Here is a 12,373-nt window from a genome sequence, read left to right on the forward strand (position 1 = left end):
TTCGATGCCCTGTCTGGCGGGAATGTAAGCGTTTGCACTAGCCTGTTCCCATGGCACAGCTTGAACAGATCGCAGCCCCCGGTTCCGAGTGGTGGCGCAGTGCGGTCATCTACCAGATCTACCCCCGCTCCTTCGCCGACGCGTCCGGTGACGGCATCGGCGACCTGCCCGGCATCACCAGCCGTCTGGACTCGCTCAAGGACCTCGGGATCGACGCGATCTGGCTGAGCCCGTTCATGACCAGCCCGCAGCACGACGCCGGCTACGACGTCGCCGACTACCGCGACGTGGACCCGCTATTCGGCACCCTCGCCGACTTCGACGAGATGCTCGCGCAGGCGCACGCCCGCGGCATCCGCGTGATCGTCGACCTGGTCCCGAACCACTCCTCCGACCAGCACCCGTGGTTCCAGGAGGCGCTGAAGGCCGGCCCCGGCAGCCCCGAGCGTGCACGCTACGTCTTCCGCGACGGGCGCGGGAAGAACGGCGAACTCCCGCCGAACAACTGGGAGTCGGTGTTCGGCGGCGGCATGTGGGAGCGCGTCGTCGAGGCCGACGGCACCCCCGGCCAGTGGTACCTGCACATCTTCGACGCCACCCAGCCCGACTTCGACTGGACGAACGAGGAGGTCAAGGAGGAGTTCCGCTCCATCCTCCGCTTCTGGCTCGACCGGGGCGTCGACGGCTTCCGCGTCGACGTGGCGCACGGCATGGTCAAGGAGGCCGGCCTCCCCGACTACGCCCCCGTGGCGGACGCCGACTCCATGGGCGGCAACGACGAGGACGTGCCTTACTGGGGCCAGGACGGCGTGCACGACATCTACCGCGACTGGCACCAGCTGCTCGCGGAGTACGACGGCGACCGCGCCCTGTGCGGCGAGGCCTGGCTGCCGACGCTGAAGCAGACCGCGCTGTGGGTGCGCCCCGACGAGATGCACCAGACGTTCAACTTCCCGTACCTGATGACCGCGTGGGACGCGAAGGCCCTGGGCGACGTCATCCGCGAGTCCCTCGACGAGTTCGGCAAGGTCGGCGCCCCGAGCACCTGGGTGCTCTCCAACCACGACACCGTGCGGCACACCACCCGGCTCGCGGCGACGCGACTTCCCCACGGCGAGGGCATCGGGCCGAAGACTCCGAACAAGCCCGCACCCGAGATCTCCCTGGCCCGCGGCCGCGCCGCGACCACTCTCATGCTCGCCCTCCCGGGTTCCGCCTACCTGTACCAGGGCGAGGAGCTGGGCCTTCCCGAGGCGATGGAGATCCCCGACGAGTTCCGTCAGGACCCGACCTGGTTCCGCACCGAGGGCAAGCGATACGGACGCGACGGATGCCGCGTGCCGCTGCCCTGGGAGGCGGATGCCCCCGCGTTCGGCTTCAACGACACCGGCCTCTCCTGGCTGCCGCAGCCGGCCGAGTGGGCGGAGTACGCCCGTGACGCGGAGTCGTCCGACCCGACGTCGACACTGGCGCTCTACAAGGAGCTCCTCGCCGCGCGCCGCGAGCACGGCTTCGGCAACGGCTCCCTGATCTGGGAGGATGCGGGGAAGGATGCCGTGGCCTTCCGTCGCGGAGACGTGCACGTGGTCGCGAACCTGGGCACCAAGCCGCTGCCGCTGCCCGCCGGCGCGACCGTGATCCTGAAGAGCCAGCCTTTCGACGGCGACGCCCTTCCGGTCGACACCGCCGTCTGGTACACCACGGCCTGATCAGCACACACCATCCGCTCCGGTATGAGTTCCTGCGGCCTTCCGGCCTCGAACACGACGAGAACTCATACCGGAGCAGGAGGATCGAGGAAGGAAACCCATGGCGAGCATCGATGAGGTCGCCCGGCTCGCCGGGGTCTCCACGGCGACCGTATCCCGGGCCCTGAGCGGGCGAGGGCACGTCTCGGAGTCCGCGCGCCAGCGCGTGCAGGAGGCGGCGTCCTCGCTCGGCTACGTCGTGTCCTCGCGCGCCTCGAGCCTCGCCTCCGGGCGCACCCGGAACGTCGGCGTCGTCGTGCCGTTCCTCGACCGCTGGTTCTTCAGCACCGTGCTCTCCGGGGTGTCCTCGGCGCTGATGCGCGAGGGCTACGACATCACGCTCTACAACATCACCGCCGACAAGGACGTGCGCCGGCACGTGTTCGACACGTTCCTGCGCCGGCAGCGGGTGGATGCCGTGATCGCCGTCTCGATCGAGCTCGACGAGGGCGAGACGCAGCAGCTGCTCGACCTCGGGCTCCCGGTGATCGCGATCGGCGGCCCGAACCCGAAGCTCGACACCCTCACGGTCGACGACCTCGCCGTCGCCCAGCTCGCCACCGAGCACCTCATCGGACTCGGGCACCGCGACATAGCCCACATCGGCGCGAACCCCGAGTTCGACCAGGACTTCCACATCCCGACCAACCGCCGCCAGGGCTTCGAGAGGGCGCTGGCCAAGGCCGGCATCCCGCTGAACCCCGCGTTCCTGGAACCCGCCGACTTCACCGTCGAGGGCGGGTACCGCGCCGCGAAGCAGCTGCTCGGCCGTCCCGGCCCCCGCCCGACGGCCGTGTTCGCGGCGTCCGACGAGATGGCCATCGGCGCGATCCTCGCCGCCCGCGACCTCGGCTTCCGCGTGCCGGAGGACCTCTCGATCGTCGGCATCGACGGCCACGAGCTCGGCGAGTTCTTCAAGCTGACGACGGTCGACCAGTTCCCGCTCGGCCAGGGCGAGCGGGCGGCGGATGCCGTGCTCGCGAAGCTCGCCGAGGACGGCGCCACCCGCGTCCCGGCCGCGCTCCCGTACGAGCTGAACGTCCGCGGCACGACCGCACGGCTGCAGTAGGAGCGCGGCGGACTCGATCCCGTCTTCACCGGTACTCGGACGCCGGAAGCGACAGGCATCCAATGCGGGTGGAACGAACTCGGCGTCACCGGCCCGATTCCAGTCCCGGCATCGCGCCGAGGCTGATCGCCCGGGTCCAGCTCAGGTCGCGACCCCGTAAGGATTCCGTCAGGACCGCAGCCGATGCCGTAGGGATGGCGTGAAGATGCCGAGCAGGCATGCCCCCTCGCGCGTAAGGTCGTCGGAGTGATCCTGGCCGAACGCATCCCCGCTCCTCGCCGTCCTCGGCATCTCGCCCCGGCGCAGACGATCGCGGCCGGCTTCGGCTCCGTGATACTCCTCGGCACCGTGCTGCTCATGCTGCCGGCATCATCGGCCGCGGGCCGCTGGACGGGTTTCGTGGAGGCTCTGTTCACGTCGACGTCCGCGGTCTGCGTGACCGGGCTGATCGTCGTCGACACACCCGTGTACTGGAGCCCCTTCGGCAAGATCGTCATCCTGCTGCTCATCCAGCTCGGCGGGCTGGGGATCATGCTGCTCGCCTCGCTCGTCGGGCTCGCGCTGGCTCGCCGCCTGTCGGTGCGATCGCGTATCGTCACCAGCGCGGAGACGAAGTCGCCCGGCACCGGCGACGTCCGTGGCGTCGCCGCCGGCATCCTGGTGACGACGCTGACGATCGAGGCCGTCGTCGCCCTCCTGCTGTTCGTCCGCTTCTTCGCGGGCTACGGCTATGACCCGGGTCGCGCGGCCTGGCACGCGATCTTCCACGCCGTCTCCTCGTTCAACAACGCCGGGTTCGCGCTCTACACCGACAGCCTGATGGGCTTCGTGGCGGACCCGTGGATCATGTTCCCGATCTGCGCCGCCATCATCCTCGGCGGCGTCGGCTTCCCGGTGCTCCGGCAGCTGCGTCGCGAGCTGCGGCGTCCGCTGCACTGGACGATGAACACCCGAGTGGTCCTCGTCACCACGGCGGCGCTGCTGGCTCTCGGGATGCTGGCGGTCACCGTCATCGAGTGGGGCAACCCGCGCACCCTCGGCGCCCTCGACCCGTGGTCCCGGCTGCTCGCCGGCTTCACCTACTCGGTGCAGGCCCGTACGGCCGGCTTCAACTCGATCGACATCGCGCAGCTGCACGATGAGACCTGGCTCGTCACCGACGTGCTCATGTTCATCGGCGGCGGACCTGCGGGCACCGCGGGCGGCATCAAGGTGACCACGTTCGCCGTGCTGTTCTTCATCATGTGGACGGAACTGCGCGGCGGCACCGCGGTGAACGTGTTCGGCAAGCGTCTCTCGCGCGCCGTGCACAGGGAGGCGATCACCGTCGTTCTCGTCGCGATCGGGGCGGTGATGGCCGGTGTCATCGCGATCCTGGCGCTGACCGATCTCGACCTTGACAAGGTGCTGTTCGAGGCGGTGTCGGCCTTCGGCACGGTGGGCCTGTCGACGGGCATCACCGCCGCGCTCCCTCCTGCCGCCCAGCTCATCCTCGTGCTGCTGATGTTCCTGGGCCGACTCGGCCCGCTGACCCTCGGTTCAGCGCTCGCCCTCCGTGAGCGCCGGATCGCCTACGAGCTGCCCAAGGAGCGACCGGCGATCGGCTGATCGCGGACGCTCGTGCAGAAAGGACCCTCCTTGCGAAACTTCCTCTCCTTCGGCCACGACGCCCGCCGCATCGCGGAGGCCGACTCCGTCGCAGTGATCGGACTCGGCCGGTTCGGCACCTCGCTCGCTCTGGAACTCATGGCGTCGGGCACCGAGGTGCTCGGCATCGATGGCGACGAGGACGTCGTGCAGTCCCTCAACGGGGAGCTCACCCAGGTCGTGCGCGCCGACTCGACGAAGCTCGAGGTGCTCCGCCAGCTCGCCGTGGACGAGTTCGACCGCGTCGTCGTCGCGATCGGCAGCGACATCACCGCCTCCATCCTCACCGCCTCGCTGCTGCTGCAGCTCGAGGTGCCGGTCATCTGGGCGAAGGCCCTCGACGAGCGACACGGTGCCGTGCTGGAGCAGCTCGGGGTGCACCGTGTGATCTACCCGGAGAAGGACATGGGCCGCCGGGTCGCGCATCTCGTGCGCGGTGCCGCGGCTGACTACCTCGAGATCGACAAGGGATTCGCCGTCGTGAAGACGATCGCCCCGCGTGCTCTGCACGGCGTCACTCTGGCCGAGGCCGGGGTGCGGGCCGAGCACGGCATCACGGTCGCAGCGCACCGCTCGGAGGCGGGCTCGTGGGCGAACGCGGCCCCTGAGACGGTGCTGCAGGCCGGTGACACGGTGCTCATCGTCGGGCCCATCGAGAAGGTCGAGCGCTTCGCGCAGCTCCGGTGAGAGCCGCCGAGTCCGCAAGGGGTTGACGCTGCCTGAACAAGTGTTTAGCATCCTGAACATGCGGTCAGCATCCGACGATCTGACGACGCGCGCACGAATCCGCGACGCGGCGGTCGGGCTGTTCGCCCGCCAGGGGTTCGCGCGGACGAGCCTGCGTCAGATCGCCGAGGATGCCGGCGTGAGCGCCGCTCTGATCGTGCATCACTTCGGCAGCAAGGAGGGGCTTCGCGAGGAATGCGACCGGTTCGTCGTGCACTCCATGCTCGACGACAAGGAAGAGCTGATGGGAGCCGACGCCGCGGCGATGATGCGCGCGGCGCTCGACTCGCCGGAGAGGTACGGACCCATGCTCGACTACCTGTCGCGCATGCTCACCGAGGACACCGACGCCTCCGACCGCCTGTTCGACGCCTTCCTGACCGGCACGCGGCGGATGATGCAGGGCCAGATCGCCGCGGGGCTGATGCGAGAGCCGTCCGACCTGGAGGCGACCGCCGCCTACCTCACGCTGTACGGTCTCGGACCGGTCGTCCTCCAGCGTCAGCTCACCCGTGCCTTCGGGGAGACGCGGCTGTCAGTCGCCCTGCTGGAGCGTTCCACCCTCCCCGTGCTGGAGATGTTCACGCACGGCCTGTACACGGACGACCGCCTGCTCGTGGCGGCGCGCGAGGCATTGGGGCGGCGGTCGGGACCGCGTTCGGACAAGGGCGAGAACGACCCGAATCAGGACCCGGATCCGCCACGCTGAGGCGCGCTCCGTGACCCTGATCGTCCCCATCTGAAAGGAGCAGGGACTGTGACCCCTGCCATCGACCTCATCGACCTGCACAAGAGATACGGGCGCCGCACCGCGGTCGACTCGCTGAGCCTCACCGTGGAACCCGGCACCGTGTTCGGCCTGATCGGCCCGAACGGCGCAGGCAAGACCACCACCCTCCGCCTGATCCTCGACATCATCCGTCCGACCTCCGGTGCGGTACGCGTCCTCGGAGAGGATCCCCGATCCGGCGGTCCCTCGCTGCGCCGGCGCATCGGCTTCGTCCCCGGGGAGCTCCGTCTCGACGGGCGCATGACCGGCAGGCGCCTGCTCGACTTCTACACCGGGGTGTCCGGCCCCGTGCCGGCCGGGCGGATCGACCGGCTCTCGGCGCGGCTCGGCCTCGATCTGACGCGTCGCGTCGGCACTCTGTCGAAGGGGAACAAGCAGAAGCTCGGCATCGTCCAGGCGTTCATGCACGAGCCGGAGCTGCTCGTGCTCGACGAGCCCACCAGCGGGCTGGACCCCCTCGTGCAGCGGGAGTTCCTCCAGCTCGTGCGCGAGGCGCGGGATCGAGGGCAGACCGTGCTGCTGAGTTCTCACGTGCTCAGCGAGATCCAGCAGGCCGCCGACACGGTGGCGGTCCTCAGCGCCGGCCGCCTCGTCGCCGAGGGCGATGTCTCCTCGCTCCGCCTCGGCGCCGTCCGCCGGGTCCGGGCGGGTTTCGACGACGTCGACGCGGAGGAGCTGCGCCGGGAGCTGCAGCTCATCCCGCATCTCGCCGACGTGGAGATCACCCGGGCCGACGGCTCCGCCCGGCTCTCCGCGACCGTGGAGGGCGACATCGACCCCTTCGTCAAGACGATCGCCCGCCACCGGCTCACCGACCTCTCCGTCGAGGAGCCGGATCTCGAGGAGTCGGTGCTCCGGCTCTACGGAAGTCCGCACCCGTCGGCGGAGGAGGCCGGTCATGCGTAGGCCGCTTGCGACGCTTCGACGCGAGCACCGCGAGACGTGGCGCAGCCTCCTCGGCTGGACGATCGGCGTGGCCGGGGTTCTCTTCATGTACCTGCCGCTGTTCCCGAGCATCGGCGGCGGCGGCCAGATGCAGCAGATCGTCGACAGTCTGCCGGCCGAGCTCGTGAAGACGCTCGGCTACGACCTTATCGGCACCGGCGCGGGTTACGCGCAGAGCACGTTCTACGGGCTGATCGGGTTCCTGCTGCTCACCATCGCCGCGATCGGCTGGGGCGCCGAAGCCATCGCCGGCACGGAGGAGTCGGGCCGTCTCGAGCTCGATCTCGCCCACGGGATCGGCCGGGTGCCCTACGCGCTCGAGATGGCGGTCGCCATGCTGATCCGCCTCGCCTGGCTCGGCGCCTTCGCCGGAGTCCTGGTGCTCGCCCTGAACGAGTCCGCGTCGCTCGGAATCGAGCCTTCACGGATCCTCGACGCCACGATCGCCCTCGTCGGCGTCACGATGCTCTCCGGCGCCCTCGCACTGTTCGTCGGCGCCCTGACGGGTCGCCGCAGCCGCGGGGTCGCCGCAGGTGCCGGGATCGCGGTCGCCGGGTACGCGTTCAACGCGATCGCGAATCAGGTGGAGGATGCCGAATGGCTGCGCCTCCTCTCCCCGTACTCCTGGGCCTATCACCGGCCTCCGCTCACCGAGGGGCTCGATCCGGCCGGCTGCGCCGCTCTCTGGGCGGGCGTCGCGGTGCTCGTGACCGGGAGCGCCTGGGTGCTGCATCGAAGGGACGTCGTGGGCTGAACCGGCGGTCGAGGGGCTCCGCGCCGCGCCCGCGCGGCGTCGGGCCTACTCGCCTCGCTCGTAGACGTCGGGGATCCCGTCGGCATCCTCGTCGACGGCGTCCTGCTCCTCGATCAGCCGGTAGTGGCGGTTGCGCAGGCCGAGGATGACGGATGCCGTCAGGGCGGCGAGCACCGACGCGAGCAGGATCGCGACCTTGGCCGCGTCGTGCTCGACGCCTCGGGGGAAGCTCAGCTCGGCGATGAGGAGGGACACCGTGAACCCGATCCCCGCGAGGACGCCGACGCCGATGAGGTCGATCCAGCCGAGGCCGTCGCTCATCCTGCTGCGGGTGATCCTCGTGGTGAGCCAGGTGGTGAGGACGATGCCGACGGGCTTGCCGAGCACCAGCGCGCAGACGATCGCGATCGTCACCGGGTGCGTGATCGTCTCGATCAGGCCATCTCCCGCGAAGGCGACTCCGGCGGCGAAGAACGCGAAGACGGGCACGGCGAAGCCGGCGGAGAGAGGGCGGAAGCGATGCTCGAACTCCTCGGCCAGGCCGGCATCCTCGACGCCGTCGTCGCCTGTCGCGTGAGAGCGGACCGGGATCATGAAGCCGAGCAGGACGCCGGCGATGGTCGCATGGATGCCCGACGCATGCACGAACGCCCAGACGACGATGCCGACCGGGAGGAGGATCAGCCAGGCGGCGAACCGGTTGCGGAGGAAGAACCCGCGGCGGCGCTGAGCGAGGACCGCATAGAGGGCGAGGGCGAGGATCGCCCCCGGTATCGGCATCGGATCGAGGTCGTCGGTGTAGAAGACGGCGATGATGACGATCGCGATGAGGTCGTCGACGACCGCCAGGGTGAGCAGGAAGAGACGGAGCCGTGCAGGCAGGTGCGAGCCGATGATCGCGAGCACCGCCACGGCGAAGGCGATGTCGGTCGCGGTGGGCACCGCCCAGCCTCTCAGCAGTTCGGGCTGCGGACCCACGATGATCATGTAGATCACCGCGGGAACGACCACACCGCCGACGGCCGCCGTGACCGGGACGATGGCCCTGCGGATGTCGCGGAGGTCGCCCACCGTGAACTCCCGCTTCAGCTCGAGACCGACGAGGAAGAAGAAGATCGCGAGCAGCCCGTCGGCCGCCCAGGCACCCAGGCTGAGCCGGAGATGCCACGGCTCGTAGCCGAACTCGAGATCGCGCAGCGCGAAGTAGCTGTCGGCGAAGGGCGAGTTCGACCAGATGAGCGCGATCGCGGCCATGGCCACGAGCAGGATGCCGCCGACGCTCTCCCTGCGCAGCAGCGCGCCGATGCGCACGACCTCGCGGTGGCTGCCACGCGTGGGGAAGACGGAGGAACGGGAAACGGGGGATTCAGCCATGTGAGTGCTCCGAGGTGTCGACGGACGGCGTTGTCGACCAGGCTTCCCGACGCTCCGCGTCCACCCTACCGCGGGTGGGGCGCGCTCGTCGCGACGGCTAGGCTCGGGCCATGACGATCGACCTCGAAGCGCTCTACACCGATCTGCACCAGCACCCTGAGCTGTCGTTCCAGGAGACGCGCACCGCCGGCATCGCCGCCGCCCACCTGCGCGATCTCGGCCTCGAGGTCGAGGAGGGGGTCGGCATCACCGGCGTCGTGGGCGTGCTGCGCAACGGCGAGGGCCCCGTCGTCTGGGTCCGCGCCGACATGGACGCGCTGCCCGTCGAGGAGCAGACCGGGCTCGCCTACGCGAGCACCGCCAAGGGCATCGACCCGTCAGGGAACACCGTTCCGGTCATGCACGCCTGCGGGCACGACATGCACGTCACCGCGATGATCGGCGCCGTCGAGAAGCTCGTCGCCGAGCGCGCGGACTGGAGCGGCACCCTCGTCGTCCTGATCCAGCCGGCCGAGGAGTACGGGGCGGGCGCCAGGGCGATGCTCGACGACGGCATCCTCTTCCGCTATCCGAAGCCCGACGTCGTGCTCGGCCAGCACGTCACCCCGCTGCCGGCCGGAGTCGTCGGGGTCCGATCCGGCACGCAGATGGCGGCATCCGACGGGCTCACCGTCACGCTGCACGGCCGCGGCGGACACGGCTCGCGTCCGCACGCGACGATCGACCCGGTCGTCATGGCGGCCGCCACGGTGATGCGCCTGCAGACCATCGCCTCGCGCGAGATCGACCCGCAGGGTGTCGGCGTCGTCACGGTCGGCTCGATCCACGCGGGCCTGAAGAACAACATCATCCCTGCGGAGGCGAAGCTCGAGCTGAGCCTGCGCTATCCGAACGAGCAGGCGCGGGAGAAGGTGCTCGCCAGCGTCGAGCGCATCGTGCGCGCCGAGGCCGCGGCTTCCGGGGCCGAGCGCGAGCCCGACATCGAGACCCTGCACACCCTGCCGGCCACGATCAACGACGCGGATGCCACGGCCAGGGCGACCGCGGCGATCCAGCGCGCCCTCGGCGAGGCATCCGTCATCGACCCCGGCATGTTCACCGGCAGCGAGGACGTCTCCTGGTTCGCCCGCGACGCCGGAGCGCCGCTGGTGTTCTGGTTCTGGGGCGGCCATGACCCGGCGAAGTTCGCCGCGGCGGTCGCGGCGGGGCGTCAGGAGCAGGACGTCCCGACCAACCACTCGCCGTTCTTCGCGCCGGAGATCCACCCCACGATCGAGGTCGGCGTCACCGCGATGTCCGCCGCCGCGCGGGAATTCCTCGGCTGATCGCCCGCGTCCCTCGGGCGGCGCCTTCCCCTCCGGGGCGCGTTGTCGTCGCCTTCCGATGCCGAGGGCGACGACAAGGCGCACCCCGCTGAGCCTCGCCCGTGGCGGACTCAGACCCCGACGACGCGGGGCGGCGGCGGGGCGAGCTGCCGCTGCGGCACGCCATGCGCCTCTCGGTGCAGCCGCTCCATGCGCAGGTCGAGCTCGGCGGCGGCATCCGCGGCGTCCGTGAGGCTCTCCACGAGGTGCGCAGGCACCTGGTTGGAGAACTTGTAGTAGATCTTGTGCTCGAGGCTCGCCCAGAAGTCCATGGCGATGGTGCGGAACTGCACCTCGACCGGCACCGACAGCGCGCCGGTGGAGAGGAACACGGGCACCTCGAGGATGACGTGCAGGCTCTTGTAGCCGTTCGGCTTCGGGTTGGCGATGTAGTCCTTCACGACCCGCACCGTGATGTCGTCCTGCGCGGTGAGCAGGTCGAACAGCCGGTACACGTCGGCGATGAAGCTGCAGGTGACGCGCACGCCGGCGATGTCGGTGATCTCCTCGCGGATGCGTGCGAAGTCGGGTTCCTCGATGCCCTTGCGCGCGATCTTCTCGACGATGCTGTCCGGCGTCTTCACCCGGCTCTTCACGTGCTCGATCGGGTTGTACGCGTGGTGGTGGGTGAACTCGTCGCGGAGGATGGAGATCTTCGTCTCCACCTCCCGCATGCCGAACTCGTATTCGCGAAGGAAGCGCTGGAACTGATCACGCAGCTCCTTCGCCTCGCTGATCGCCCGCTCGTCGACGGAAACCGTGCTCATACGCTCGACGTTACGCATCCGTGATCGGAAACGGCTGTGCGTCGGCTATGGGCGCGACGCGACCGCGGCCTCCGTCCTCGCGTCCGCGAGCTCCTGGCCGGAGAGCAGGCCGGGCAGGCCGCGGCCGAGCCGGGTGGTGAACACCAGGATGACGGCGATGAGGATCAGTGCCGACGAGATCGCGTCGAACACGCCGCCGAGCAGCGGCAGCGCGCCGACGCCGCCGATCCCGCCGGTCCAGCGCAGCGCACGTGCGAGCGGCACGGGCAGACGCGAGCCGTCGTAGCGGAGCTGCACGGCGAAGTCGCCGACGGAGCGTCCGGTGGCGAGGATGAGCAGCAGCCAGGCTCCCGCGGCGAGCGCCGTGCCCGCGAAGGACGCGACGACCCCGTCGAGCACCGCCTGCCTGTCACCGACGCCGTACTGCAGCCAGATCTGCGTGGCGATCGAGCCGCCGAACTGCACGAACCCGAAGGCGAGTCCGTCGCAGAGCATCGCCAGTGCGCGACGGCCGCGCGTGACCGGTCGCGGCGCCCCGGCATCCGGGCTCACCCTCATGCCGCGACGGCTCGCCGGCACGACGAGAGCGAGGAGCGCGCCGATCGCGGCGCCGGTCGTGTTCGTCAGGAGGTCGCCGACGTCGAAGAACCGGTACGCGCAGGGGTAGAGCCCCCACACGCCGGTGAGCTGGGTGAACTCGACGAACAGCGAGGTGCCGAGCCCGACGGCGAGGGCGGTGAGGATGCCGCGGCCTCCGAGCACCCGGAGGAAGAATCCGAGCGGCACGAACAGGAGCACGTTGAAGACGAGCTGCAGGAGCGCAGGATGCCGCAGCGGATCGCCCGGCTCCGTGAACGCCTTCTGCAGATCGTGCACGACCGACATCGGGTCGGTGATCATGCCGACGCAGCGGATCGACTCCGGGTCGGGAAGGGGCAGCAGGGTGTACGTCCAGATCGCCCAGAAGTAGACCAGCGCCCCCGCCCAGAGCACGAAGCGACCGAATCCCAGGCGTCCGCGGCGCCGGTAGGAGATGGCGACGAACGGCACGAACAGGAGCACGCCGACGATGCCGCCCAGGCCGATCGCGAAGAGCGCGGAGAGGACTTGGCCGGACACCTTCCCGATCCTAATCGGGGGCCGTAAGGATTCCGTGAGGAGGCCGCAGGGCGTCCGTAGGGATTCCGTG

Annotated in this window: 11 protein-coding genes; 8 read left to right on the forward strand and 3 right to left on the reverse strand. The window is 70.0% G+C overall.

Features of this window, described 5'->3' with window-relative positions; all coding sequences use genetic code 11:
• Positions 1 to 50: 50 nt before the first annotated feature.
• The 7 genes from G6G98_RS11995 (at position 51) to G6G98_RS12025 (ending at position 7,679) form a co-directional block, all read left to right on the forward strand.
• Positions 51 to 1,709: a glycoside hydrolase family 13 protein gene (locus G6G98_RS11995; RefSeq protein ID WP_164234188.1), complete on the forward strand. Its 1,659-nt coding sequence runs from the start codon at positions 51 to 53 to the stop codon at positions 1,707 to 1,709.
• 100 nt (positions 1,710 to 1,809) lie between these two features.
• A complete protein-coding gene (locus tag G6G98_RS12000) occupies positions 1,810 to 2,817 on the forward strand; it encodes a LacI family DNA-binding transcriptional regulator (protein ID WP_067356252.1) in 1,008 nt (335 codons plus the stop codon).
• A gap of 246 nt (positions 2,818 to 3,063) precedes the next feature.
• The gene (locus G6G98_RS12005) at positions 3,064 to 4,425 is read left to right on the forward strand and encodes a TrkH family potassium uptake protein (RefSeq protein WP_084788430.1); all 1,362 of its coding nucleotides are present in this window, start codon (positions 3,064 to 3,066) and stop codon (positions 4,423 to 4,425) included.
• Between the two features lie 30 nt (positions 4,426 to 4,455).
• On the forward strand, positions 4,456 to 5,151 hold the full coding sequence (locus G6G98_RS12010) for a potassium channel family protein (RefSeq protein ID WP_208321481.1): 696 nt from the start codon (positions 4,456 to 4,458) through the stop codon (positions 5,149 to 5,151).
• Between the two features lie 58 nt (positions 5,152 to 5,209).
• Positions 5,210 to 5,899 (forward strand): TetR family transcriptional regulator, encoded by a 690-nt coding sequence (locus G6G98_RS17225; protein ID WP_164234187.1) that lies wholly within the window; start codon positions 5,210 to 5,212, stop codon positions 5,897 to 5,899.
• Between the two features lie 48 nt (positions 5,900 to 5,947).
• Positions 5,948 to 6,886, forward strand: coding sequence for an ABC transporter ATP-binding protein (locus G6G98_RS12020; protein ID WP_164234186.1), 939 nt, complete (start codon positions 5,948 to 5,950; stop codon positions 6,884 to 6,886).
• Positions 6,879 to 7,679, forward strand: a complete 801-nt coding sequence (locus tag G6G98_RS12025; RefSeq protein ID WP_164234185.1) for an ABC transporter permease subunit — start codon at positions 6,879 to 6,881, stop codon at positions 7,677 to 7,679. The genes G6G98_RS12020 and G6G98_RS12025 overlap by 8 nt, the downstream gene beginning before the upstream one ends.
• A gap of 45 nt (positions 7,680 to 7,724) precedes the next feature.
• On the opposite strand, the gene nhaA is transcribed toward G6G98_RS12025, so the two are convergent.
• Entirely contained in the window at positions 7,725 to 9,053 is a 1,329-nt protein-coding gene (gene nhaA, locus G6G98_RS12030; protein ID WP_067356265.1) for a Na+/H+ antiporter NhaA, read from the reverse strand.
• A 110-nt stretch (positions 9,054 to 9,163) separates the two neighbouring features.
• Here nhaA and G6G98_RS12035 point away from each other — a divergent pair, with 110 nt between their 5' ends.
• The gene (locus G6G98_RS12035; RefSeq protein WP_164234184.1) at positions 9,164 to 10,378 is read left to right on the forward strand and encodes an amidohydrolase; all 1,215 of its coding nucleotides are present in this window, start codon (positions 9,164 to 9,166) and stop codon (positions 10,376 to 10,378) included.
• A 110-nt stretch (positions 10,379 to 10,488) separates the two neighbouring features.
• Here G6G98_RS12035 and G6G98_RS12040 read toward each other — a convergent pair whose 3' ends face one another.
• Together G6G98_RS12040 and G6G98_RS12045 are read right to left on the reverse strand one after the other, a co-directional pair.
• On the reverse strand, positions 10,489 to 11,184 hold the full coding sequence (locus G6G98_RS12040) for a GTP pyrophosphokinase (protein ID WP_164234183.1): 696 nt from the start codon (positions 11,182 to 11,184) through the stop codon (positions 10,489 to 10,491).
• A gap of 45 nt (positions 11,185 to 11,229) precedes the next feature.
• The gene (locus G6G98_RS12045) at positions 11,230 to 12,303 is read right to left on the reverse strand and encodes a VanZ family protein (protein ID WP_164234182.1); all 1,074 of its coding nucleotides are present in this window, start codon (positions 12,301 to 12,303) and stop codon (positions 11,230 to 11,232) included.
• Positions 12,304 to 12,373 lie beyond the last annotated feature (70 nt).

Origin of the sequence: Microbacterium hydrocarbonoxydans, assembly GCF_011752045.1 — a bacterium.
GTDB lineage: Bacteria > Actinomycetota > Actinomycetes > Actinomycetales > Microbacteriaceae > Microbacterium.